Source organism: Bradyrhizobium sp. S3.12.5 (genome assembly GCF_040548225.1).
Classification (GTDB): Bacteria; Pseudomonadota; Alphaproteobacteria; order Rhizobiales; family Xanthobacteraceae; genus Bradyrhizobium; species Bradyrhizobium cytisi.
Map to the genome: position 1 here is coordinate 95,533 of NZ_JBEPRF010000015.1, position 23,183 is coordinate 118,715.

Below are 23,183 nucleotides of genomic sequence, written 5' to 3' on the forward strand. Positions count from 1 at the left end.
CTGCGGCAAGCACCGCTCCGGAGCCACGACGTCCGCGATCCCCGATCCAACCGTCCGTCGCAAGCATACTCACAAAGGCGGCGGGACGAAGCCCCCGAGCGCCCGTTCGAGCAACTGCGCGAACTTCAGCGGCGTGCGGTCTTCGAGGTAAGGACCGACGATCTGGACGCCGGCCGGCAGCCCCTCTACCAGTCGCCGGGTCGGGATCGCGGTGGCCGGCAGGTTCGCCACCGTAACCAGGCCGGGCCACATCAGATTGTCCATGTAGGGCGACGGCCGGCCGTTCACGACGATCCGACGCTCAAACTGCGCAGCCAGGTCCATCCGCGCGACATCATGCGGAAACGCGACCGTCGGTGTGATTGGGCACAACAGCACGTCATAGTGCGTGAAAAACTCGCGCCAGGCGCGGAACAGTTTTTCGCGCGCCTCAGCGGCATCGGCGAATTGCGCAAGGCTCTGGCCCATCGCCTCCGCCACCATGCGCGGATAGCTGCCCTCCGGCGCCGCCTTACCACCTGCGATGATCTCATCGCGCGCCGGCGGCGGGACACCCACGCCGATGATACCGAATAACGTCTGCATGTAGACGCGAAAGCTCTCCGTCGGATCAATCGCCGGCCGCGCGGTGGTGTCGACTTTCACCCCAAGTCGCGTCAGATCCTCGACCAGCCCGTCGATCGCGGCGGCATAGGCTCCATCCAGCGCAAAAGCCTTCGCATCATTCCAGACAGCAACCCGGAAGTCGCGTAGATCCGTGTGCCGCGCCGGCGGTAACGCGAGGCGGTACGCCGTCCGCTTCAGCTCCGGCGCGTCGGTGATTAAATCGAGCATCAGTTCGAGATCGAACGCAGAGCGTGCTAACGGACCAACGACAGCGAGCTCGGGCTCCGACAAATGGCCGGGCGGCGGCGGGATATGTCCGTCGAGCGGCACGATGCCGTAGCTCGGCCTGTGGCCATAGACGCCGCAAAAATGCGAGGGCACGCGGATCGAGCCGCCGATGTCGCTGCCAAGCTCCAGCGGCGTGAAGCCGGCCGCCAGCGCCGCCGCCGAACCGCCGGAGGAGCCACCAACCGTCCGGTCGCCATTCCAGGGATTGCGCGTTAGCCCGAACAGAGAGTTGCAGGACTGATGGTCGGCCGCCGCCGGGGGCAGATTGGTCTTGCCGAAGATGATCGCGCCGGCCGCGCGCAGCTTTGCGACCGCGGCCGCGTCGATCGCCGGGCGATAGTCGCGCAACGGTTCGAGCCCGCAGGTCGCGGTCATGCCGGTGACGGCGAACGTGTCCTTGATCGTCATCGACACGCCGTGCAGCGGGCCGAGGGATGCGCCACGGGCCCGCGCCGCGTCCGCCTCCTTGGCCGATCTGCGCGCACCCTCCTCGTCCAGCGCCACCACGGCATTGATCTGTGGATTGAGCTGCCGCACCCGCGCAAGATTTTCGTCCAACAACTCGCAGGCGCTGATCCGGCCTGTCGCGAGCATCTTGGCGAGATCAGTAGCCGTGGCGTAAGTGATCTTTTTCATCGCTGTGTCCCTTCCGATACGTCGTTTAGCGCGAGGCCCGCCGCAGGGCATGGCGGCATGCGGTGCACGTCGAGCAGGCGCACACCGATGCAATCGCGCACCGACTGCTCGATCAGCGAAAAGTTCGGCATGTCGCCGTTACGAACAATCCACCATGCGGTGGATGCTCTCGGCCGAGCACGTTTTGAACAGCAAACGGCAAAGCCGCCAAGGAACCAGGATCAACGCGATTCCCTTATGGCTACCCATTGCACGCCGCAGAACGGGACGTGTTGCCGCCTACTTAACTGGGTGAGCATCTTACTTTGTGAAGGTCGGCCGCTTGGTCGGCGGCGGGGGAGCATCGGGTCCCCACAGCCGGAAGCTCAGATTGGCGAACACCGAATAGCCCTTGGTGATCGCGGCGGTGTCGAGGCCGGGCGGGCCGGCGGTGCCGCCGGACACCGTCGAGGAGAATTCGTGCGTGGCCCAGACCGTCAACGCAGCCGGCCCGAAATTGTAGCCGATCAAACCGCCGCCGGCCCAGTTATTGTACCGGTTGACGTTGATCGCGTTGCCATAGAACGCGCTCGACTTGTCGTCGGTCACCTGGCCGGCATAATAGGCCACCGGCCCGAACGTCCAGTTTCCAATCGTCTTGGTGGCCGTGAATTCGGCGTGGAAGATGTCGCCGGAACGATAGCCGGTGATCGAGTTCGCGGTGTTGATCTCCTGGAACAGATTGGCCGTCAGATTCCAGCCGTCTTTCAAATACGACACCACCAGTTCGGGCTGGAAGGTCCACCAGGGATTGCCGACGCTGTTCAGTCCGGCTGGCCCGCTGATCGAACCGTTCGGCACGTAAATGCCGAGGCCGGTCTTGACGAAAAAGCCGCTGTCGCCGAGCTTCCAGCTCAACTCCGCCGGCACGATGTAGGTGTTGTGCACGCCGGCTTGCTGGACGTTGATCGGCGAACCGACGTCCACCATGATCCAGGGCTGCACGATGACTGCATCATAAGTCGCACCGAATAAGGTCCAGCCCGGCACCCACAACAGACCCGACGCTTCGGTTGCGGTATGCACCGGCGTCGCCGCGCCACCGACATTCGGCGCGCCGGGACCGACAAGTTTCGACTGATAGGTGAAAACCTGGTTGAAGCTGTAAAGACCGGGCGGCGGTGCGCCGGCCGTTCCGCCACCGAGCGTGATCCCGGGCTTTTGCGCAAAGCCGGCGGAACCGAACTCGAATGCATTGGCGCTGTTTGCGCCCGCGCTGACCGCGACAAGTGCCGCCGCAGCAATTCGTCCGTTGATCGTCATGTAGCCCCCAGCCCCGTTATCGCTGCGTCGGTCACGTCCCGATCGACGACCGGTCGTGCGCGGCGCAGCAGTTGCGGGCGAAATCTTGGAACGGGCCGCTGACCGGCGTTATCCGGATTCGGCAAACGCGGAGGCGTTGATGCGAGATTCCTAAACTGATGCAGATCGAACACGCCGCACCGTGTGCGACGGCAGCTCGCCAAACAGCTGCCGATAGTTTTCGGTAAAGCGGCTCCAGTGCCAAAAGCCCCACCGCGCCGCAACATCGCCGATTGACACCGGTTGCCTCGCCGCGGCGAGCGCACGCAGTTCGCGACGCACGGCGTTCAGCCTGAGCATGCGTAGATACTGTAACGGCGTCAGCCCGAGCGCATCCTGAAAGCAGCCTTGCAGCGTCCGGCGGCTGACACCGACATGGCGGCACAGCTCGGCGATGCTCGGAGGATCATCGGCATGAGCGAACACGCACTCTTTGATTCGATCCACAATCCGCTTTTGCGCGGTCACGCCGTTGACATCGCGCCAGGCATTTTCCGACAGGATGTCAGCGAGAGCATCAACGACGGCGTCTTCGACGGACGCTCGCGCGCGGGCAAATCCGATCGCAGATTGAAGTCGATTCCCCTGGTCGCAGATCTCACGAAAACCATGCTGGAGTGCCGATAGCGCGCCGGGCGATCCAGTGAAGCAATGATTCTGCTGGCGATGACCGGCAACTAAGTCGGCGGCCCGCCTCTCGCCAAGCGTTTCGAGCAACGACGTCAGGCGTTTGCGGGCAATAGCTATCGACACCACATCGAGCTGCGTCGGCGTCAGCAAGGGCAGCAGGTCCGCTCCGTCGCTGAGCAATACATTCGGAAAGGCCAAGGGCCGACCGTTGAAATGCGCCTCGTTGGAGGCCGCCAGCGGCAGGCTGAAGACGAGTGAATCCGGCCAAGCCGAGCCCTGCTTGATCAGCGCCTGCGAGATGGTTTCCCTGATGATCTCGAGACTGCCGAGCCGGATCATCACGAGCCGCCCGGCAAAACGCCCGGACGACACCTGGTCTATCCGCAGGTCCCAGCCGTGGAAGCGGCCGGCATGGTCCGCCGCATCGACGGACCCCACCACCGACACACCAATGACGCTGCCAAGCTCCGTCTTGCAAACGGGTACGTCCGCCATGAAGCGCTCCCTGAGACCGAGCTTGGCGAACGTGCCGAACGGTAACAATCAACCCTTGGGTGGACAGCTTGCGTACCACCGGAAAGAAGTCATGTCGGCGGCCGCATCGGCCTCAATAGCCAAAACGACGCCAATCTCTAAACCCGCCGCGCACGAGGCAGCAATCAACCGGATGGTGGATGGGGTCGTGGAGGCAGGACTCAGTGAGGCAAGGCTCAGCGAGGTTAGACTCAGTGTGGTCGCGACATCAGGGCGACGACGGCCGAGCGGGTCTCGACACCGAGCTTCTCGAAGATATGGATCAGGTGCGTCTTCACGGTGGCGAGGCCGATATTCAGGCACTCGCCAATCTCGCGATTGGTCCGGCCGCAGCAGAGCAGGTCGATGACCTCGAGCTCACGTGAGGTCAGGCCATAGCGCGCGGGCTCGTCTGGCGAAGGCGTCAGGCAACGCGTCAAATTGAACTCGAGATAATCGTGGATCTTCTCGGCGATGTTCATCGCGCCGTCGGGGATCCTGCAACCGGATCCCCAAAGCACGCTCATCCCCGCCACGATCCGATCGTTACGGCGGAAGAAGAATTCGAGTATGTCGGCGATACCACACTGTCCGGCGAAGGTGCGGAAGGTCAGCGCTTCCTTTGTGGCACATCGACCGATGACGACACTGAGCCGCGCAATTGGCTGATTGGTTGCGGAACGCGGATGCAGTGGATCGAGCCGGTTCATCCCGGCCAGATACTGGTCGTGAAAGCCCGACGGGACGCCGCTTGAGAGCACGAAGCGATTGAGATTGAGGTTACTGTCGACCTCGTAAAACACGGTCGCAGCCCCCTCGAGAATCCCTCTTGCGAACTGGACGGCCTGCGTGGTTGCCGGATCCGACCGGCCCAACAGCGCAATCATGACCTACCTCCCCGAATGTTTCTCCGATGGCGGACGTCTGCGCGTCGCATGGCCAACAACGCTGTGACAGGCGCGCCGCATAGTCAAGCAAATTACGGGCCAAGCAATCATCGGACGCAAGCCTGATGCAGTATCAGCCAAACAAACAGTCGCAAGCCTCCACCATCCGGTTGATTGCCGGCCGTCAGGCACACGCTGAAGCTCGATGCTGCTTTCCTGCAATCGCGAGACGAGGAGTTCTGTTAGTTCTCAAACGAAATTGCTGCCTGCAGCACTTCGAAATCAGTCAGTTCGCGAATTACGAAAACGAGAAAATGGACCAGTCACGGACGTCCCGGGGGCACGCGGTCGACCTGCAGCAGCTTCGATTTGCGGTAGCAGCCGCAGACTATGGGAGTATTCGGCAAGCCGCCGAGCTGCTGTCCGTTCGACACTCAATCCTGAGCCGATCCATTCGTCAGCTTGAGCATCTGATCGGCGTTGCCATATTCGAGCGCTCGGGCGGGGGCGTAAAGCCGACGCCGGCTGGACGAAGCGTTCTGAGGATGGCTGGGTTAATTTTGGAGCAGGTCGATGTGCTGGTAGCAACAGCAAAGTCGAATAGCCGAGGCGAAGTTGGCCGCCTTTCGATCGGCTTTTGCACCTCCATTTCAGCAGGCAATCTGCGAGCAACACTTAGCGAATTCAAGAACCGGCATCCTCGGGTCGAACTCGCGACGGTCGAGCGGTCGCGAACGCATCTCGAGACGGCGCTGCGAAATGGCACAGCGGACGTTCTCATCGTGGCTGGGGGCGCGCGACTGCCGGACAATAGCGTTCACCCACTTTGGAGTGAGCGTATCCTGGTTTCTTTGCCGGACAATCACGCATTGGCAACAGAAACTGTAGTCCATTGGACCGATCTCCGAAATGAGACCGTCGTGCTGAGCCAGCACGATCCCGGACGCGAGCTAGAGGATCTCTTGATATCAAAGCTTGTTTCTCCTGCGGATCGACCGAAGATCGAACGCCACGACGTCAGCCGCGGTATCATCAAGAGTCTCGTCAGCATGAAGCTCGGGATCAGCCTGGTCCTGGAATCAGATGTTGGCGCGAGCCTAGCTGGTTTGGTCTATCGCGAGTTACGAGATGGGACGGGGCCGACCCGGGTTGACTTTTCGGCACATTGGCGAGCCGATAACGACAATCCAGCCTTGGATATTTTTCTCAAACTCCTCGCTGAACGTTACCCTTTGCTGTCCTCCGGCGAGTGAACCGCGCGTCGAAATTTTGCAAAGCCGCGATCCGTAGCCATGAACCGCGCCAGCATCGGTGCGATAAGCTTACCCGGTTCGCTGATGGGTTGACCGGATTCGCTTGCAACGGCTTTCGCATAGGCGAGCAGATCCCGATGTACAGAAGCCGGCAACTCAACGCTGACCCTAACGGGCTTGTCGTCAGGTAGCGCTCCAATCTTAAGCTTGGCCATAGGTGCCTTTACTCTCTGTATCGCTCGAGAACGAGATCGCGATTGACAAGGACGCGGATCGGAAAGCCCGGGCGGATGGTCAACGTTGGTTGAATATTGAGGCTGCGCCGAACCACCTGCTGTCCAGTTTGGTTTAGCGAGTCCGAGGCACCATGCCGCAGCGCCTGGATGATGGCGCTGTCGTTGCTATTGGTGTCGGACCCCGCACCTAGCTCTGTCCCTACAGCCAAGAACGTCGACAGCGCAGCCGCCTTGAACAACTCACCCCAGTGATTGTCGACCTGGTCTTCGAGGCCTGCATAGCCGGCGCTGTCGGCACCGGGCTGCCGCTCCAGAACGATCGAGCGGCCGTTCGGCATGATAAGCCGGGTCCAGACCAGCAGCACTCGCGACTGGCCGAACGCTACCTGGCTGTCATAGCTGCCGATCAGCTTCGCTCCTTGGGGCACGAGCAAAGAGCGGCCGGTCGGAGTGTCGTATAAATTTTCTGTCACCTGCGCCGTGACTTGCCCGGGAAGGTCTGACCTGATCCCCGTGATCAGCGCTCCTGGAATCACCGTCCCGGCCTGCACAATGTATGGTGAAGCGGGCTTGGCGACGCGGTCAGGGCTGACCGTGCGGCGATCCACAGAACCGTTCACAAAGGCAAGTTTTCGGTCCTGCGCGTTTTGCGCAGATCCATCCTCGCTGGTGCTCGTTGCATTCGGCGGCACGAAGCGCTCGCCTCCAGCAGGCGCAGCCGCGGGACGGACTTCTCTCCCATTGGTCGAAGCGAACAGATGGCTGATACGGGCCGCCTCGCTCTCTTGATCCCGGCGTTGCTGTTCCGGATCTCCGCCAGTCGTCGGCGACTGGCCTTGAGCGGCCAGGATCGGCCGACCGAGGTCGCCTGGGAGCGGTGGACCAAGCTGCGGCACGGTTTGGCGTGAAGCGCCAGTGTAGTCCTTCGGCAGCGCTTCAATACCGTCGGCAAGATTGTGATGATCCGTGCTATAGAGTTCGTCGGTCGTCTGGTTGCGGGGTCGGTTGCTTTGCAATGACCACAATACGGCTCCGCCGATGACCAGCAGGGCAACCGCGCTCCCTCCCGCCAGTACCTTGCGAGACAATCGGGTGACCCGCGGGGGTTCTGCTCGGAGGCGGAAGGTCCTGGATTGCTCCTCCGGTGTTTGCGGCAGATTGACCGCGTCAGGATTGTTTTCGTTCTGAGTGTTCATGACGACGGCCTCCCGTCAGTCCTGACGATTCTGACTTTTTGCTGGTGCTCACCGCCCAACCGCAATTCTGCGGCTGCAAACAACCGGTCCACGATCAGTACATTGCCGTAGGCGCGATAATTGACGAGTTCGGTCTTGCCGTCAGGGCCGATGACGAAGAGCGGCGGCATCTCGCCCTGCACGATCCCTTGCGGGAATTCGATATAGACTTTTCGGCCGTCGTCATACGCTGCGAGCGGCCGCCAGGGTGGACTGTCGCCCTCGATCGCGTAACGAAAGACACGCTGCGCTGGATCTGGAATAGCCGGGGTGAGAGCGACTGAGCGCGACCGTTCGCGAACGGTTTCCGGATAGTACCAGGCAACAGACGGCATGTACGGCCGCTCGCGGGAGCGTAGCTCGATCAGGTAGGTGCGCCGGTCGGTGTTGACGACAAGATTGGTTTCGATCGACGCGCGGGTCGGCTTGACCAGGATGTGGACGCGACGCGTATCCCCGCTCCCGCTCTCGGTATCTCCGACGACCCAGCGCACGGTATCACCGGCCGCGATCGGTCCGGATCCCGTCAATTGCTCTCCCTCTTCCAGCGCAATGTCCGTGATCTGTCCGGGAGCAGCGTAGACCTGATACAGCGCCCCGGGGCTGAAGGCGTAGATCTGCGCCGCATTGAAGTACCCCCTTTTGCGCGGCTCGACGCGCGCCGCGCTGTTTGCGGTCTCAACCCGGCTTACGGGCTCGGCGTCTTCCTTGGTGCCCGACTTGCCGCCGAGAACGGGCTTCCAAAGCGGTGGAACGTGAAGCGGGTGAGGTCGATCATCGAGCGCCACTGGAGCTGCTGCCAACGGCGGGACCTCGGCGTCATAGCTGATTTCCGGCGGAATGTAGGTGGCGCATCCAGCGAGGGCTGATGTGCCAAGTAGCAGAGCTGGTAGAAGGGCTCGCCTCAAAGCCGCGAGCTTGCATCTCCTCGAACTGAACCTGCGGTATTGGATCGAACCTTTTGAACACGTGTCGCGCGTCGTCTTGATCACTGCCCCAGCTCCTTTGACCAGTTGATGGCGCGGACGTAGACGCCAAGGGGATTCTTGCGCAGGCGTTCGGCATCGCGCGGCGTCTCGATTGCCACTGTGAGAATCGCGGTCCAGCGCTCGGTCGCACTCAGCGAGCCATTGTCGTAAACGCGCTGGGTCCACGCGACCCGGAAACTTTCTGAAGACGCGCGAATGACGCTCGAGACATCGACGGAGATCTGCGCCTTGCCCAGCTTGGCAAAAGGGTCATTGTTGCGTGCAAAATCGTTGAGCGCGGCCGCGCCACGATCGGTCGTAAAGTCATACGCCCTAAGCCAGTTCTGGCGCAGAACGATGCCGTCGGCCGGCAAGCCTCTGACGTCCTCGATAAAGCGCGCCAGGTGATAGGCGATCTGGGCGTCGGTGGGCTGATAGTCGATGTTGGCTGGCGCGACACGTTGGGCCTGGCCGAGACGATCGACCTCGACCACCCATGGCGTAATCGATCCCTGCGCTGACTGCCAAACAAGTCCACCGGCCAGGCCGCCCGAGAGCATGAGGCAACCAAAGGCCAACAAGCGCCAGTTCTTGGCCTGCACGCGCGCCGATCCAATGCGTTCGTCCCAGACTTGCGCTGCTTTTTGGTACGGCGTGACCGGTTCGGGCATACGCCCGTAGTGAACGGAAGGTCGTCTGAACATGAATGGTCGCCCCTGAGATCGAGTGATGAATTTCGAGTGTTACCGTGTGCCGCTTGACGCCGCTGCTTGCGGAGGGCGGCAAATTGCCGGATGCTGCCTGTCAGCGCTCTCCATCCGAGAGATCGACAGACGAGCCGCTGCCGCCATGATCGCCGGATCGCACCGCGTGGCCGGCCGCCGACGCGCCGTGCCGAATGGTCTGGGCCCGCTTCATGCGCCGCGCCCAATCGGGCTGCCCCTCTGTGGAGGTACTCGCAGCCCGCTCACCCGCTTGCCCGCTGCTAGCGAATGCGGCCGCGGCTCGACGTAACGGGCTCATGAGAGCCGAGCCACCCGCCTCCGCGACACCAGCAAGGCCTCCGCTTCGATACGCCGCGGATGCGCCACTCACGACGGCAGCTCCACCGCGCCCCGCGCCTGCGAGCGCACCACCAGCGACACCAGCGCCACCGGCGGCAAGGCCGGCACCTGCCGCAACGACGCCGCCGGCGGCAAGGCCCGTCCCGATCGCGGCGCCGGCGCCGAGCTGAGGTCCACCCGATACCAGGCCGTTTGCGATTCCGGGACCGAAGATACCGAGACCCAGCAAAGACAGGGCCGCGAGCACCAGCGTCATCGCATCTTCAATCGTTGGCTGCGCGCCGCCAAAGCCCGTCGTGAACTGCGAAAACAGGGTTGAGCCTATGCCGACGATGACGGCCAGGACCAAAACCTTGATCCCGGACGATATGACGTTGCCGAGGACCCGCTCCGCGGCGAATGCCGTCTTGCCAAACAAGCCAAAGGGAATGAGCACGAAGCCGGCCAGCGTCGTGAGCTTGAACTCGATCAGGGTGACAAACAGCTGGATCGCCAAAATGAAGAAGGCGAGCAGCACCACGACCCACGCGAACAGGAGAACGACGATCTGGACGAAATTCTCGAAGAAGCTGATGTAGCCCATCAGGTTTGAGATCGAATCGAGCATCGGCCTTCCGGCGTCGAGTCCGACCTGGGCGATCTTTCCTGGCCGCAAGAAGTCTGACGCGGAGAGGCTTGAACCGGACGCTCTCAGGCCGAGGCCGGCAAAGCTCTCGAAGACGATCCGTGCGAGATTGTTCCAATTACCGATCAGATACGCAAAAATGCCAACGAATAGCGTTTTCTTGACGAGGCGCGCGATGATGTCCTCGTCCGTCCCCCAGCTCCAGAATAGCGCGGCAAGCGTGATGTCGATGGCGGCCAGCGTTGTCGCGAGATACCCGACCTCGCCACCCAAAAGCCCGAAGCCGTTGTCGATGTAGCGGGTGAATGTCTCCAGGAACTGGTCGATGATGCCGGTGCCGGTCATGGCTTAGCTTCCTCGGGCACCCCGACGGACGGATATCCCTGCGGCAGCCGCCCCTGATCCTTTGGCGCGGCTGTCACGCCCGTTTCTGCAGCAGCAGCACCGTCCCGCCTGCCAAAGAAGCGACGGCGGTTTTCAGCCCAGATCTTCTGGCAATGCTGATAGTCCGCTGCATCTTCCGAAGAGACGGTGCGGCAGCGCGCAAGCTCGGAACGATCGACGTCTTTGGTCTGCTCTGCCGTTGGCGACGCAGAGATATCTTCCCCGCCACGAAGCTGGATCGCGCAGCCCGCGACGACCAGTACCCCGACCGACATAAGCAGCGATAGCGCTTTGAATGGGCCTGTATCAGTCATCAGTGGAACATCCGCACGTCCTGGGATTGATAGCCCTGCCCCGGTGTCAGAAACCGCCGGAGCTGTTCGCGCCCTTGGTCCTGGGCTGCGGCGCGCTGCGCCGCTTCAAGGCTCTGCGCCCTGCCCTGTGCCGCGACAGTGGCGGTGAGATCGGCAAGCTGCTGCGCCTGAAGTGCGAGGATCTGATTGCCGGCCTGGGTCGCCTGCAGGGCGCCGCTGGCGCCCTGGCTCGACGTCACGAGCGCCGATGTCTGGACGCGATTGGTATCGAGGTTGCCGACGACACCGGCCTGGACCCGCAGCGCGTCCTGCAACGCGGCGACCGAATTCTGCCACCGCGATTGAGCGTTGTTGATCAGCAGCTGGCTGGACTGGCTGCCGCTGGCCTGCGCGTAGCTGGTCGAGAACGCGCGGTCGATCTGCTGGACGTCGTAGGCGATCCTCTGGGCCTGGGCCAGCAACTGCTGGGTTCGCTGGATCGATGATTGCAATTGCTGGAGCGAGGAATACGGCAGGCTTGCCAGATTCCTGGCCTGGTTGATCAGCATTTGCGCCTCGTTCTGCAACGAGGTGATCTGATTGCTGATCTGCTGTAACTCGCGCGCGGCGGTCAGCACGTTCTGGACGTAATTGTTGGGATCGAAGACGATCCACTGCGCTTGTGCGGGTACCGTGACGCAAAGCGTCAGCGCGATCGCGCCGAGGGCGGCGAATAGACCAAGGCGCCTCATTGCGATTTCTCCAGATTGACGAGACTGGGAATTAGGTCCGTGGCCCAGGCGACGCCGCGGTGCTGGAGCCAGGCAGGCAGGAAGCCATCCGCTCCATGCTCGGCAAGAAGCCGCTCGATAGCTGCCTGGTCGGTCTTGGAGGAGGCGGCTGAAAAGGCGAGCACAACTTCGCCAAGTCCAAGTTCGAACATCCGATTGCCGCGACGCGACTGGCAGTAGTAATCCCGCTTGGGCGTTGCCCGGCTCAGAAGCTCGATCTGGCGATCATTCAGCCCGAAGCGGCGATAGATGGCCGTGATCTGCGGTTCGATCGCCCGCTCGTTCGGCAGCAACAAGCGTGTTGGACAGCTTTCGATGATCGCTGGTGCGATTGCCGAGCCGTCGATGTCCGAAAGCGACTGGGTTGCGAAGATGACGGACGCATTCTTCTTGCGAAGCGTCTTCAGCCACTCGCGAAGCTGGCCGGCAAAATGATCATCGTCGAGGGCGAGCCAGCCTTCATCGACAATGAGGAGTGTCGGCCGGCCGTCGAGCCGATCTCCAATGCGATGAAACAGGTACGCCAGCACGGCTGGCGCCGCGCTTGTCCCGATCAACCCTTCGGTCTCGAACGCCTGGACGGAGGATTCGCCAAGGCGCTCGAATTCAGCATCAAGCAGGCGTCCGGACGGACCTCCAAGGCAGTAGGGTTGCAGAGCGCGTTTCAGGGCATTCGATTGCAGAAGGACTGCCAGGCCGGTCAGGGTGCGCTCCTCCCTCGGCGCGGAAGCGAGAGACGTCAGTGCCGACCACAGATGGTCCTTGACCTCTGGGGTGATCTCGACCTTTTCGCGTGCCAGGATCGCACCAATCCATTCGGTAGCCCATCCGCGCTCGGAAGCGTCGTCGATCCAGGCCAGCGGCTGTAACGCGACGGGTTGATCGCCTCCGTCAGACAAGGCACCGCCGAGATCGTGCCAGTCGCCACCCATGGCAAGTGCGGCCGCCCGGATCGAACCGCCGAAATCGAACGCAAACACCTGGGAGTTCGGGTAACGGCGGAATTGCATTGCCATGAGGGCAAGCAGCACCGACTTGCCCGCACCTGTCGGCCCCACCACCAAGGTATGGCCGACGTCACCGACGTGAAGCGAAAACCGGAACGGGGTTGATCCCTCGGTCTTGCCGAACAGCAGTGGCGGACCGCCAAAATGCAGATCCCGCGCCTCACCCGCCCATACGGCCGACATCGGAATCATATGGGCGAGGTTGAGGGTCGAAACCGGCGGCTGCCGCACATTGGCGTAGACGTGCCCGGGCAGACTGCCGAGCCAGGCTTCCACGGCGTTCACCGTCTCGATCATGCAGGTGAAATCGCGACCCTGAACGACCTTCTCGACCAGGCGGAGCTTTTCATCGGCAGCATTGGGATCTGCATCCCACACGGTGATGGTCGCCGTGACGAAAGCTTGCCCGATCTGGTCCGAACCCAGTTCCTGCAGGGCGGCGTCGGCGTCCAGCGCCTTGTTGTGAGCATCGGTGTCGAGCAACGTCGATGCCTCGTTGGTCATGACCTCCTTGAGAATGGCGCCTATCGATTTTCGCTTGGCGAACCACTGGCGGCGGATCTTGGTCAAAAGCTTGGTGGCATCGGTCTTGTCGAGCATGAGCGCCCGGGTCGACCAGCGGTACGAGAATGGCAGGCGATTGAGGTCATCCAGAATTCCAGGCGTCGTTGCTCCCGGGAAGCCGACGATCGTGAGAACTCGCAAATTGGCCGAGCCCAACATCGGCTCGAGACCGCCGGTCAGCGGCTGGTCGTTCAACAGCGCATCGATGTACATGGGAATTTCGGGCACGCGAACGCGATGGCGTTTGGTCGAGATCGTCGAGTGCAGGTACGTCAGCGTGGCCTGATCATCGAGCCAGGCGCATTCGGGCATGAAGCCTTCAAGAAGCCCGAGCACGCGGCTGGTTTGATCAGCAAAGCCGCGAAGCACCTCGCGGGCATCGGCTCCAACTGTCCGATCGCGCCCCTCATAGAGCAGTCGCTCTGCCTTGGCTGCGCCCTCCTCCGGTGGCAGATAGAGGAAGGTCAGGAAAAAGCTGGACTCATAGTGCGCGCCAGCCTCCTCAAACTGGGCCCTGCGCTCGGCGTCGACCAGCGCGGATGCGACATCCGGAAAGGTGCTCGGAGGATAGCTGCCGGCAAAATGGCGCTGCGCCTCGACGAACACGGCCCAGCCAGATCCCAGGCGGCGAAGTGCGTTGTTCAGACGACCGGCGACCGCGACAAGTTCAGCTGGCACCGCGCTATCGAGGTCGGGCCCCCGGAACTTCGCTGTCCGCTGGAAAGAGCCATCCTTGTTGAGGATGATCCCCTCGTCGACCAGGGCTGCCCAGGGCAGGAAGTCGGCGAGACGGGCATTGGAGCGGCGATATTCGGCGAGATTCATCATCACGAGCGCTCAGAGGTTGAGATGACCGGGAATGCGCAGATGCCGGCGCACCACATCGACGAAGGCGGGATCGCGCCTGGCGGCCCAGACGGCGGCCATGTGGCCGATGAACCAGAGGACCAGACCCGCGATCCACAGCCGCAGTCCAAGTCCAAGGGCCGCGGCAAGCGTGCCGTTGACGATCGCGACCGACCGCGGCGCACCGCCCATCAGGATCGGCTCGGTCAGAGCCCGGTGAACGGGCACGACAAAGCCTGCGACCGCCTCATTCATCAGATCACCACGCCGCCGCCGAAGGAGAAGAACGACAGGAAGAAGCTCGAGGCGGCGAACGCGATCGACAGACCGAACACGATCTGGATCAGCCTGCGGAAGCCACCCGACGAGTCCCCAAATGCCAATGTCAGCCCGGTCACAACGATGATGATGACCGCGATGATCTTGGCGACGGGCCCCTCGACCGACTGCAGGATCTGATTGAGCGGCTGCTCCCACGGCATGTTCGAGCCGGCCGCCCATGCGGGCGCTGTCGTCAGCACAACCTGGCTGGCCATCGCCAGCAAAGCAGCTTCTCGAAGAATACGGAATCGTGGACGCATGTCAGTCTCCTGCTGGTGAAAGGCTGTAGTCGCCGGCGGTCCCGAGCCCCGTCACGAGAGCGAGTTCTGCAAGGCGACGGTCAGCTCCGCGACCTGCGAGCACGGCGACGAGGTTGATGGTCTCGGCGATCAGGGCACGGGGAACCGTGACGACCGCTTCCTGGATGAGTTGCTCGAGCCGCCGCAGCGCGCCGAGCGCACTACCCGAATGAATGGTGCCGATGCCACCGGGGTGACCGGTGCCCCAGGCCTTGAGCAGGTCCAACGCTTCCGCACCGCGGACCTCGCCGATTGGAATCCGGTCAGGACGCAGGCGAAGTGAGGACCGAACGAGGTCAGACAACGTGGCTACGCCGTCCTTGGTCCGTAACGCTACAAGATTGGGCGCGTTGCATTGAAGTTCGCGCGTATCTTCGATCAGGACGACGCGATCAGCGGTCTTCGCTACCTCGGCCAGAAGAGCATTGGCCAGTGTCGTCTTGCCGGTCGAAGTGCCACCGGCCACCAAGATGTTCTTGCGATCGGCGACCGCACTCCTCAGGGCCTTCGCTTGCCTGTTGGTCATGGTCCCGGCGGTAACGTAGTCGTCGAGCGTGAACACAGCGACCGCGGGCTTGCGGATGGCGAAAGCAGGGGCAACAACGACCGGAGGCAACAGGCCCTCGAAACGCTCGCCGGTTCCCGGAAGTTCGGCCGACACGCGTGGTGAGCTGGCATGCACCTCCGCGCCCACATGGTGAGCCACCAGACGAACGATGCGCTCGCCATCAGCTGCGGACAGGGTTTCGCCAGTGTCGGCCAAGCCACTCGACAGTCGGTCAATCCAAAGCCGCCCATCGGGATTGAGCATGACCTCGACGATTGCGTCGTCTTCCAGGTAGCCTGCGATCGCCGCGCCAAGTGCGCTCCGCAGCATTCGCGCGCCGCGCGAATTCGCTTCCGATTGAATGGAATGGATTGCCACTGCCGTCCCCACCGAATGAGAGCGTCTGGAGCGTTCTCAGGTGGGTTGATTAGAAAAAGCACCAATGGATTTGGCGCAACAAGCGCTTACGGTAAGCGTAGATTGGCGTACAAAAAGAAAGACCGAAAGCTCTTCTTCGCACCGCGAAGCGAACCGGAGCGCTGCTGAATGCTGATGCTATTCGTCGGCAAGCTTGCTGCGGACGTGGCTCACCACTCCGAATCGGTATCCGCTGGCATGACCACGAGAAATTGTTCGTACGGCATGAACGTTTCGGCCTTGTCGGACAAGCAAGCAGGCAAGAAGAGCGGAATTGAACGCATCCGCCGTCCGAAGGATCCAAGCCATGGTAGAGCGAACCAGACGAAGGCGGTGATCTGCACCGCGACATTGACAGCGAATGCGACCTGATAGGCCAGGATGGTCCTGTGGCCATCCACGAGTGCCCATTGCTGCAAGATGAAGCCGGTCCCGAACTGAGAAACAAATGCCCAACCGAAGTGCAGCACATTTAACGCACCGTTGGCACGACCGGTGAGTTCTGGCGGAAAGTAATCAGCTATGACCGCAAAGCTGACCACAGTCGCAGTTCCAACAATTGCGACCACCGACCACGGCAAGATGGACGGCAAGGGCACGCGAAGGATAAAGGATAGCTCGGCGGCGATGAACAGGCCTGCGATCACGGCCACGATGATCTCTACCCCACCCCCTCTTCGCCTGATGCAATGGACCAATGTCCCGAATATCCAGGCGCCGCCGCAAAGGACGAGCGACATCGTGAATAGCTGCCCGACAAGTCTCGTTCGATCAAATCCCTCGACGTCGGTCAGCCACGGCGCCGCCCACAATCCTTGCAGAGACCAGGCCGATCCCACGCAGGTGGCTGACAACGGGGCAATTCGCCAGAAACGCCGATCGCCAAAAACGAAGCTCAGTCTGCCAGGCATTGATCCTGCTGGCGGGATGATGGCTCGTTCAGGAACCACGATGTAGATGAGCACGGCCGTGACGCCGGTTGCCGCCGCCAGGATCTCAAAGAGCGGTCGCCAGCCCATCCAGGCGATCAAATGTTCGGCGGGAGCTGTCGCGGTCACCGCTCCGAGCGAACCCAGCATTATCATGTAGCCGTTCAGCAAGGCCACGCGTTCGCTCGGAAACCAGAGAACGATGGACTTCAATCCAGCCGTCAATGCCGCCGCCACCCCAAGCCCGATCATTGCTCGCGATATCAGGAGCGATGGCAGCCCCGTGGACATCGCGAATAGGAGGGAGCCTGCGGCGGCAACCAAAAGCAGGCAACTCTGAACCCGGCGAGGGCCAAAGCGATCCAGCAAAATACCGACGGGGATCTGGGCCGCCGCGAACACCAGGAAGTAGACGGACGTGAGGAGCCCAAGATCGGCAGTGCCGAGCCCGATCTCCGCGACGAGATGACTGGAGATCAGAGCGTTGATCGTTCGGAAGAGATACGAAAGATAGTATCCAGCGGCAAATGGGAGAAAAGCGCGCCCGATGAGACGCCACGCCCCCGGATTTTGCATGCTGGCCCTTTTCGCTCCTCAACTCATGCGAGCCGATAGCGCGTCCAGCTTCTTGTCGGGTTGGCAAAATTGCTGCGATCGTGGGCTGGCGTGGAAAAAGAAAGATCGGCAAAATCCCTGACCTACGCGGTTCTATCAGGTTTGGCTGTCGGTCTCCTGACGAACGATATCCTCTGGAATGTCCCGCAGAAAGCTCTGCCCCTTCTGCAGCCGTCGTCCCAGCGCTTCGACAAATCCTTCGAAACGCTCCCGACCCTTCAGTTGGGCCGCCGCCTGGGCTTCGTTGGGCAAAGGCGGCGTGATCGTAAGCCAGAAGCGGATGAACAGGGCCAGGGTCTCGGCCGTCAGGCCGACGTCACGCTCCAGCCGCTGCATCTGACGCGATAGCCGGTCCAGGCGACGGGCAAATGCGGCTTCCCGCCTGTCCTCTCCGTCGGGCGATAAAAATGAAACAACAGCCGCTTCCACGATCGCAGACCGGGAAAGCTTCTTGCGATCGGCGAGGTCCGAGACCTGTTTCAGAAGCTCTGGCGGAAAATACACGTTCATCCGGTCGCGCATATTGCCTCAGAGCTCCATGCCGTCATTCGGGTCCAGCGCGACTTGGCGGGCGACGCCGCGCATCTGTTGGCGTATGAGCCGGGACTGGCGGACCGCGTCCTCGTCATCGTCAAGAACGGCAGCAAATTCCTCTGCCGGCGTCGGCTCGGTCGTCTCCTTGGCAATCGCGACGTGATCGGGGAGTTCGGGCTCGCGACGGAGGCCACTGTTAGCTGTGTCTTCGTCGGCGTCCGCAAGTTGGTCAGTTGGGCTTCCCATCGGCTTGAGCACTCCGGGCGATGACCATCCGTCCGTTCGCGATGACCGGCTGGCGGCCGCAGGATCGGGCGGCGGCAGCACTCGCTCGGTGAATCGCCGATCCTCGTAGTAGCGCACCTTCTTCGCCCGGATCGGCGCCGTCCCTGCCACCATGACGATCTCGTCCATCGGCGGAAGCTGCATGACCTCGCCTGGGGTCAGCAGCGGCCTCGCCGTCTCCTGCCGTGAGACCATGAGGTGGCCCAGCCAGGGATTCAATCTGTGCCCGGCATAGTTCTTCATGGCCCTCATCTCGGTCGCCGTACCGAGCGCATCGGACACACGCTTTGCCGTCCGCTCGTCATTGGTCGCAAAGCTGATCCGGACGTGGCAGTTATCGAGGATCGCATTGTTAGGCCCATAGGCTTTTTCGATCTGATTGAGCGATTGCGCGATCAAAAAGCTCTTGATGCCGTAGCCGGCCATGAAGGCGAGCGCGGATTCGAAGAAATCAAGCCGCCCAAGTGCCGGGAACTCGTCGAGCATCATCAGGACTCGATGCCGGCGGTCGCGGGCGTGCAGGTCCTCGGTCAGGCGTCGACCGATCTGATTCAGCACCAGGCGGATCAGTGGTTTGGTTCGTGAGATATCCGAGGGGGGCACCACCAGGTACAGCGTCGTGGGGTGGCTATCCGCGATCAGATCGGCGATCCGCCAGTCGCACCGGCAGGTCACCTTGGCCACCACGGGATCGCGGTACAGCCCGAGGAACGACATCGCGGTGGACAGGACGCCGGAGCGTTCGTTCTCGGATTTGTTGAGGAGTTCGCGGGCGGTCGAGGCGACCACGGGATGAGCACCCTGCTCGCCAAGATGCGCGCTGGTCATCATCGCCTTCAGGGTCGCCTCGATCGGCCGCTTCGGGTCGGACAGAAAGGCGGCGACACCGGCCAGGGTCTTGTCGGCCTCGGCATAGAGGACATGGAGGATGGCGCCGACCAGGAGCGAATGACTAGTCTTCTCCCAATGATTCCGCTTATCGAGGGAGCCTTCGGGGTCGACCAGGACATCGGCGACGTTCTGAACGTCGCGAACCTCCCATTCCCCACGACGGACCTCAAGAAGCGGATTGTAGGCTGACGACTTTGGATTGGTCGGATCGAAGAGAAGGACGCGGCCATGCCGCGCGCGGAAGCCGGCGGTCAGTTGCCAGTTCTCGCCCTTGATGTCGTGAACGATGGCCGAGCCCGGCCAAGCCAGCAGGGACGGGACGACAAGACCGACACCCTTGCCGGACCGGGTGGGCGCAAAACACAATACGTGCTCCGGTCCGTCGTGGCGGAGGTAGTCGCGGTCGAGCTTGCCCAGCACCACACCATCCGGACCGAGAAGTCCCGCCGCTCGGACCTCTTCCTCATCAGCCCAGCGCGCCGAACCATAGGTCTCGACATTTTTGGCCTCGCGCGCCCGCCAGACCGACATGCCGATCGCGGCCGCGATCGAGATAAACGTCCCCGATGCCGCGATGAAGGCACCCTCGACAAAGACCTGAGGCGCATAGGCGTCGTAGACGAACCACCACCAGAAGAAGACCGGCGGGTAGTAGATCTTGAAGCCAGCCAGTTCGAACCAGGGTCGCCCGAGTTCGGGCTGCCACGCGAGCCGCCAGGCCGTCCACTCGGTCGCGCCCCAGATGGCCAGCAAAACGATCAGGCCGACAACAATTACCTGTCCCCAGAGAACCTTGGTTCCAGACATCTCGAAAGTCCTTTGCGCAACTGCATTGGAGAGAATGCTAGAGGCCGAGGTCGCGCTTGCGGCCAAAGCCCCATTCGATTCCGCCGCCGTCTTTCACGACGCCGGTGACGTGCTGGCCGAGCCTCTTCTCGAGCTCGCGCGACCAGGGCACGAGCTGGAAGCCCAGCCCGTTATCGATCATAGCGAAGCGCCCCGAGGAGAGCGTCAGGCGCTGGCAATACGTACCTGCCACATGCTCCCCAAGGGCCGCCTTCACGTGAGGCAGGCCGGTGTCGGCGGAGACTTTTGTGGCCACCTCGTCCAGTTCACGTCGGCGCAAGGTGTCCAGAAGGTCGCGCTGCAAGATGATGCGTTGGCCCTGCCGCCGCGCCAGACCTTCCTGAACCAGATGCTCAGTACGGGCTTCCATGGCATCGCGGGTCTCGCGGCCGAATCCGCCCATGGCGAACGGCATGGGGTCGCGTTCGACGAGCCTGTGGTCGAGCCACGTCGCTCCTTTAGCCGTTACCTGCGCACCGAGATCGAGATCGGAACGGGTTGCCAGCACAATGGTCGGCCGCGGATCGCCGGCTTGACCGAAGCGTCGCACTTCGACGATTCCGCCGATCGGCGGTGCATGTTCGAAGGCCTCGATCCCTCCAAAGCGGACGTGGTGCGCGCGCCCGTCAGTCCCGTCGATCAGGGCGTAAGCCTCACCCGTCAGTTCATCGTGCAATCCACGATCGACCAGCCGTCCGATGATCTGGGACGACGGCTGCCCACCTTCGATGACGAAGTCGGCAACGCCGCGCGCTTCCCCGCGCTCGCTAAAGGCACGGTGCATGGTGTTGATGATGTCGCCGCGCATCCCGAGGTCACGCAGGCTGCGCTCGGCCTCGAGCCCGACCATCCATTCCCCCGGTGCGGCGGATGCGGCAAGGCCCATCTTCTCCAGATGTTGAAGGCGGCCGACCATCAGGCGCCGGATCTCGGGATCAGACTTGCCGGGATTCTCGGGGCGAAGATCGATGTAGCCGGTGTCATCTGCCGCCAGCCGGATCTCGCGATCGAGTCGGGTCCATCGTTCTGCGGTAACCTCCCTCTCCAGCGAACTGCGGATCTCGTGCTCCGGCTTTGGACCCAGTTCGATGGCGACCAGTTCCTCGGCGCGTGAGCGCAGGCCCCGGCTGATGTAATCGCGGGAGATCACCAGATCGGCCCCATCCTTATCGACGCCCCGAACGAGAAGATGGACGTGAGGGTTGTCCGTGTTCCAGTGATCGACGGCCACCCAATCAAGCCGCGTACCGAGATCGGTCTCCATCTGCCTGGCGACGTCGCGGGTAAAGGCCTTCAGATCCGTCATGTCGTCGGCGTCTTCCGGCGAGACGATGAACCTGAAATGATGCCGGTCGTCCTTGCACCGTTCTGCAAAGGCCGCGCTATCGGCACGGTCGTTGCCGGCATCGAACATCTCGGCTCCCTCGCCGGTTCGAGTCACGCCGTCGCGCTTCAGATATGAAAGGTGGGCGGTCAGGGGGGCTGAACGGAAGGCTCGCCCTTTGTGCCGAACCACGCGCGCCTTCACCACAACGCGCCGTGTCGGGCTGAACAATCTGGCGCGGCTAAAACCGAGTCTACCGCGGCCAAACGTCGAGCGCCCGTACACCGCAGAGCGCCTACCAACCGCAGAGAGACTCGAGGTGTGCCCGGCTTTTTTCGCGGCGCGCAGCACCTGGTTGATGAAGCTCTTGGGCTTCGGCGCGCGGGTGTTGCGGATGCGCCCGGGCCGAATACGCAGATCGCTGTCGCCCGCGGTCACAACCGGACCTCCAAACGAGTGAAGGCGCGTACAGTGCCGAAAGCATCCTTGATATCATTGTTTAGAATCCAAGGCGCGGCACGCGCCCCGACCGACTGGCACGCCAGAACCCAAGCCATGCCAATGGCTTGCGGTTCGACCGGCGAGCCCCTTTTATCTCGCCATCCTGCCATCCTGCCATCCTGCGTAAGCGTCCGGTTTCTGCACATCTTCCTCCTCGTGCGATGTCGTTCCATTTCGGGTTCTCTGCTGCTGTGGAGATTCTCCGGTGGGACCGAAACACTTCCAGAACAAAGCGCGACGTGAATGGTGGTCGCTGCACATCGAGGCATGGCGCCGAAGCGATCTCGGAATCCGTAAATATTGCCTTCAGCAACGCCTCACCGAGAACACGTTTCGGCGCTGGCTGAAACGGCTCGCCGGCGACGAGACTGCGCTTAAGCTCGAGAAATATCAGACGGAATTGCGCCGCGAGCGCTGCCGGGACAAACGCGAAAAGGCGCTGCGAAAGCAGAAGCAGCGCAGGTTCATGGTCACCGCGGACGTCCGCAATCGGGCCTCTCAGGCGTTCTGGGCAATGCATGTGGAGGCGATGAATTGGAGCGGAATGGGCCTGCGCGCCTACGCCGCCGCAATGCAGCTGTCGCCGCATTCGTTGCGCAAATGGCGTGACCGACTGGACGCCGGCGAGTTCGCAATCGACTGGCGCGCGCATCTTCATCCCTCCGCTCGCCCGGGCGTTAGCACTAGTGCTAGGAACTCGGCCTCCGAACGTCGCTTGACAGCCGCGGAAATCGGCGATCCGACGGCGCCTCGAGCGCCCGTTCGGCGCTTCTTCAGCGATGAGGAGAAGCTCGCGATCGCGAAGGAAACCGAGCAGCCGGGCGCCAAAGTCTCTGCCGTTGCGCGCAAGCACGGGATCGTCACCGGGCTGCTGTTCCGCTGGCGTTCGCAATTTGGCATCGCGCAAAAGAAACGCTCGAGGCTCGCCCGAGTGGTGATCCCCGACGACGCTCCGGCAGCGCATGTTCTGCACGATCTCGTGCGTCCGCCGGAGGGCATGATGGTCGTTGGCCTCGCCGATGGAAGTCGCATCTTCGCTCCGGCCGGAATCGATCCGGATGCCTTGCGAGCACAGATCGAAAGCGGAGAAATGACGCCATGATGTTGGTTCCAGCGGGCGTGAAAGTGCACCTGGCGCTCGGTTACACTGACATGCGGAAAGGCATGGACGGGCTCGCGATGCTGGTTCAGGACGTGCTGAAGAAGGACCCGTTCTCCGGTCATCTCTTTGCCTTCCGAGGCAAAAAGGCATCGGTGCTGAAGGTCCTGTTCTGGGACGGCAACGGGCTTTGCCTGTTCACCAAACGCATCGACCAGGGTGGCTTCGTGTGGCCGGTGATGGCCGGTTATGACGGTTCGATCACACTCACACCAGCTCAACTCGCGATGCTGATCGAAGGCATCGACTGGCGCGCTCCAGAGCGTGTTTGGAAGCCTGCATTTGCAGGCTGATCCGCAAAAACAAGTGCTGAACTGAGTTGTGATTCTTCTTCGAATCAGCGTGTTC

At 62.2% G+C, this 23,183-nt stretch carries 22 protein-coding genes and 1 pseudogene; 4 read left to right on the forward strand and 19 right to left on the reverse strand.

Annotated features, from left to right (window positions below; genetic code table 11):
• Positions 1-69 precede the first annotated feature (69 nt).
• From ABIC09_RS22940 to ABIC09_RS22955, 4 genes are all read right to left on the reverse strand, one after another.
• A complete protein-coding gene (locus ABIC09_RS22940) occupies positions 70-1,530 on the reverse strand; it encodes an amidase (protein ID WP_354110638.1) in 1,461 nt (486 codons plus the stop codon).
• Between the two features lie 300 nt (positions 1,531-1,830).
• The gene (locus tag ABIC09_RS22945) at positions 1,831-2,832 is read right to left on the reverse strand and encodes a SphA family protein (RefSeq protein WP_354110639.1); all 1,002 of its coding nucleotides are present in this window, start codon (positions 2,830-2,832) and stop codon (positions 1,831-1,833) included.
• 150 nt (positions 2,833-2,982) lie between these two features.
• Positions 2,983-3,996, reverse strand: a complete 1,014-nt coding sequence (locus ABIC09_RS22950) for a helix-turn-helix domain-containing protein (RefSeq protein ID WP_354110640.1) — start codon at positions 3,994-3,996, stop codon at positions 2,983-2,985.
• 230 nt (positions 3,997-4,226) lie between these two features.
• Positions 4,227-4,901 (reverse strand): helix-turn-helix transcriptional regulator, encoded by a 675-nt coding sequence (locus ABIC09_RS22955; protein WP_354110641.1) that lies wholly within the window; start codon positions 4,899-4,901, stop codon positions 4,227-4,229.
• Between the two features lie 125 nt (positions 4,902-5,026).
• Here ABIC09_RS22955 and ABIC09_RS22960 point away from each other — a divergent pair, with 125 nt between their 5' ends.
• Positions 5,027-6,154, forward strand: a complete 1,128-nt coding sequence (locus ABIC09_RS22960) for a LysR family transcriptional regulator (RefSeq protein ID WP_502917694.1) — start codon at positions 5,027-5,029, stop codon at positions 6,152-6,154.
• Here the strand turns inward: ABIC09_RS22960 and ABIC09_RS22965 are convergent.
• From ABIC09_RS22965 to ABIC09_RS23035, 15 genes are all read right to left on the reverse strand, one after another.
• Positions 6,127-6,369: a DUF2274 domain-containing protein gene (locus ABIC09_RS22965; RefSeq protein WP_148736842.1), complete on the reverse strand. Its 243-nt coding sequence runs from the start codon at positions 6,367-6,369 to the stop codon at positions 6,127-6,129. The two genes, ABIC09_RS22960 and ABIC09_RS22965, sit on opposite strands and share 28 nt — an antisense overlap.
• 8 nt (positions 6,370-6,377) lie before the next feature.
• Positions 6,378-7,586 (reverse strand): TraB/TrbI/VirB10 family type IV secretion system protein, encoded by a 1,209-nt coding sequence (locus ABIC09_RS22970; RefSeq protein ID WP_354110642.1) that lies wholly within the window; start codon positions 7,584-7,586, stop codon positions 6,378-6,380.
• On the reverse strand, positions 7,583-8,617 hold the full coding sequence (gene trbG / locus ABIC09_RS22975; RefSeq protein WP_502917695.1) for a P-type conjugative transfer protein TrbG: 1,035 nt from the start codon (positions 8,615-8,617) through the stop codon (positions 7,583-7,585). Before trbG ends, ABIC09_RS22970 begins: the two co-directional genes overlap by 4 nt.
• Positions 8,614-9,297 carry a conjugal transfer protein TrbF gene (trbF, locus tag ABIC09_RS22980; RefSeq protein WP_354110643.1) on the reverse strand — a complete coding sequence of 228 codons (684 nt, stop codon included), beginning with the start codon at positions 9,295-9,297 and terminating at the stop codon, positions 8,614-8,616. The genes trbG and trbF overlap by 4 nt, the downstream gene beginning before the upstream one ends.
• A gap of 100 nt (positions 9,298-9,397) precedes the next feature.
• Positions 9,398-10,627 carry a P-type conjugative transfer protein TrbL gene (gene trbL, locus ABIC09_RS22985; RefSeq protein WP_354110644.1) on the reverse strand — a complete coding sequence of 410 codons (1,230 nt, stop codon included), beginning with the start codon at positions 10,625-10,627 and terminating at the stop codon, positions 9,398-9,400.
• On the reverse strand, positions 10,624-10,980 hold the full coding sequence (gene trbK-alt / locus ABIC09_RS22990) for a putative entry exclusion protein TrbK-alt (protein WP_354110645.1): 357 nt from the start codon (positions 10,978-10,980) through the stop codon (positions 10,624-10,626). The genes trbL and trbK-alt overlap by 4 nt, the downstream gene beginning before the upstream one ends.
• Positions 10,980-11,711: a P-type conjugative transfer protein TrbJ gene (gene trbJ, locus ABIC09_RS22995; protein ID WP_354110646.1), complete on the reverse strand. Its 732-nt coding sequence runs from the start codon at positions 11,709-11,711 to the stop codon at positions 10,980-10,982. The genes trbK-alt and trbJ overlap by 1 nt, the downstream gene beginning before the upstream one ends.
• On the reverse strand, positions 11,708-14,149 hold the full coding sequence (trbE, locus tag ABIC09_RS23000; protein WP_354110647.1) for a conjugal transfer protein TrbE: 2,442 nt from the start codon (positions 14,147-14,149) through the stop codon (positions 11,708-11,710). The genes trbJ and trbE overlap by 4 nt, the downstream gene beginning before the upstream one ends.
• A 9-nt stretch (positions 14,150-14,158) precedes the next feature.
• A complete protein-coding gene (locus ABIC09_RS23005) occupies positions 14,159-14,422 on the reverse strand; it encodes a VirB3 family type IV secretion system protein (RefSeq protein ID WP_354110648.1) in 264 nt (87 codons plus the stop codon).
• The gene (locus ABIC09_RS23010; RefSeq protein WP_354110709.1) at positions 14,422-14,703 is read right to left on the reverse strand and encodes a TrbC/VirB2 family type IV secretion system protein; all 282 of its coding nucleotides are present in this window, start codon (positions 14,701-14,703) and stop codon (positions 14,422-14,424) included. Before ABIC09_RS23010 ends, ABIC09_RS23005 begins: the two co-directional genes overlap by 1 nt.
• 46 nt (positions 14,704-14,749) lie before the next feature.
• Entirely contained in the window at positions 14,750-15,664 is a 915-nt protein-coding gene (trbB, locus tag ABIC09_RS23015; protein ID WP_354110710.1) for a P-type conjugative transfer ATPase TrbB, read from the reverse strand.
• Between the two features lie 257 nt (positions 15,665-15,921).
• A complete protein-coding gene (locus ABIC09_RS23020; RefSeq protein ID WP_354110649.1) occupies positions 15,922-17,256 on the reverse strand; it encodes an MFS transporter in 1,335 nt (444 codons plus the stop codon).
• 135 nt (positions 17,257-17,391) lie between these two features.
• The gene (locus tag ABIC09_RS23025) at positions 17,392-17,817 is read right to left on the reverse strand and encodes a CopG family transcriptional regulator (RefSeq protein ID WP_354110650.1); all 426 of its coding nucleotides are present in this window, start codon (positions 17,815-17,817) and stop codon (positions 17,392-17,394) included.
• Between the two features lie 6 nt (positions 17,818-17,823).
• Positions 17,824-19,812: a conjugal transfer protein TraG gene (locus ABIC09_RS23030; protein ID WP_354110651.1), complete on the reverse strand. Its 1,989-nt coding sequence runs from the start codon at positions 19,810-19,812 to the stop codon at positions 17,824-17,826.
• 37 nt (positions 19,813-19,849) lie between these two features.
• The gene (locus tag ABIC09_RS23035; protein ID WP_354110652.1) at positions 19,850-21,613 is read right to left on the reverse strand and encodes a relaxase/mobilization nuclease domain-containing protein; all 1,764 of its coding nucleotides are present in this window, start codon (positions 21,611-21,613) and stop codon (positions 19,850-19,852) included.
• A 268-nt stretch (positions 21,614-21,881) separates the two neighbouring features.
• On the opposite strand from ABIC09_RS23035, the pseudogene tnpA (ABIC09_RS37470) reads away from it, so the two are divergent.
• The 3 genes and pseudogenes from tnpA (ABIC09_RS37470) to tnpB form a co-directional block, all read left to right on the forward strand.
• A pseudogene (gene tnpA, locus ABIC09_RS37470) lies at positions 21,882-22,037 on the forward strand (IS66 family insertion sequence element accessory protein TnpA); the annotation flags it as partial.
• A gap of 39 nt (positions 22,038-22,076) precedes the next feature.
• Positions 22,077-22,778, forward strand: a complete 702-nt coding sequence (gene tnpA, locus ABIC09_RS23040) for an IS66-like element accessory protein TnpA (RefSeq protein WP_354110653.1) — start codon at positions 22,077-22,079, stop codon at positions 22,776-22,778.
• Positions 22,778-23,128: an IS66 family insertion sequence element accessory protein TnpB gene (tnpB, locus tag ABIC09_RS23045; protein WP_502917698.1), complete on the forward strand. Its 351-nt coding sequence runs from the start codon at positions 22,778-22,780 to the stop codon at positions 23,126-23,128. Before tnpA (ABIC09_RS23040) ends, tnpB begins: the two co-directional genes overlap by 1 nt.
• The last annotated feature ends 55 nt before the right edge of the window (positions 23,129-23,183 follow it).

Bases quoted from the DNA above. Each gene is read 5' to 3' on its own strand.
- ABIC09_RS22950 (WP_354110640.1), bottom strand. From the start codon at position 3,996: ATGGCGGACGTACCCGTTTGCAAGACGGAGCTTGGCAGCGTCATTGGT.
- ABIC09_RS23025 (WP_354110650.1), bottom strand. From the start codon at position 17,817: ATGCGCGACCGGATGAACGTGTATTTTCCGCCAGAGCTTCTGAAACAG.
- ABIC09_RS22940 (WP_354110638.1), bottom strand. From the start codon at position 1,530: ATGAAAAAGATCACTTACGCCACGGCTACTGATCTCGCCAAGATGCTC.
- ABIC09_RS23030 (WP_354110651.1), bottom strand. From the start codon at position 19,812: ATGTCTGGAACCAAGGTTCTCTGGGGACAGGTAATTGTTGTCGGCCTG.
- ABIC09_RS22970 (WP_354110642.1), bottom strand. From the start codon at position 7,586: ATGAACACTCAGAACGAAAACAATCCTGACGCGGTCAATCTGCCGCAA.
- ABIC09_RS22960 (WP_502917694.1), top strand. From the start codon at position 5,027: ATGCAGTATCAGCCAAACAAACAGTCGCAAGCCTCCACCATCCGGTTG.
- trbF (WP_354110643.1), bottom strand. From the start codon at position 9,297: ATGTTCAGACGACCTTCCGTTCACTACGGGCGTATGCCCGAACCGGTC.
- trbJ (WP_354110646.1), bottom strand. From the start codon at position 11,711: ATGAGGCGCCTTGGTCTATTCGCCGCCCTCGGCGCGATCGCGCTGACG.
- ABIC09_RS23010 (WP_354110709.1), bottom strand. From the start codon at position 14,703: ATGGCCAGCCAGGTTGTGCTGACGACAGCGCCCGCATGGGCGGCCGGC.
- ABIC09_RS22965 (WP_148736842.1), bottom strand. From the start codon at position 6,369: ATGGCCAAGCTTAAGATTGGAGCGCTACCTGACGACAAGCCCGTTAGG.
- trbL (WP_354110644.1), bottom strand. From the start codon at position 10,627: ATGACCGGCACCGGCATCATCGACCAGTTCCTGGAGACATTCACCCGC.
- trbB (WP_354110710.1), bottom strand. From the start codon at position 15,664: ATGCTGCGGAGCGCACTTGGCGCGGCGATCGCAGGCTACCTGGAAGAC.
- tnpB (WP_502917698.1), top strand. From the start codon at position 22,778: ATGTTGGTTCCAGCGGGCGTGAAAGTGCACCTGGCGCTCGGTTACACT.
- ABIC09_RS22945 (WP_354110639.1), bottom strand. From the start codon at position 2,832: ATGACGATCAACGGACGAATTGCTGCGGCGGCACTTGTCGCGGTCAGC.
- ABIC09_RS23020 (WP_354110649.1), bottom strand. From the start codon at position 17,256: ATGCAAAATCCGGGGGCGTGGCGTCTCATCGGGCGCGCTTTTCTCCCA.
- ABIC09_RS22955 (WP_354110641.1), bottom strand. From the start codon at position 4,901: ATGATTGCGCTGTTGGGCCGGTCGGATCCGGCAACCACGCAGGCCGTC.
- ABIC09_RS23005 (WP_354110648.1), bottom strand. From the start codon at position 14,422: ATGAATGAGGCGGTCGCAGGCTTTGTCGTGCCCGTTCACCGGGCTCTG.
- trbK-alt (WP_354110645.1), bottom strand. From the start codon at position 10,980: ATGACTGATACAGGCCCATTCAAAGCGCTATCGCTGCTTATGTCGGTC.
- trbE (WP_354110647.1), bottom strand. From the start codon at position 14,149: ATGATGAATCTCGCCGAATATCGCCGCTCCAATGCCCGTCTCGCCGAC.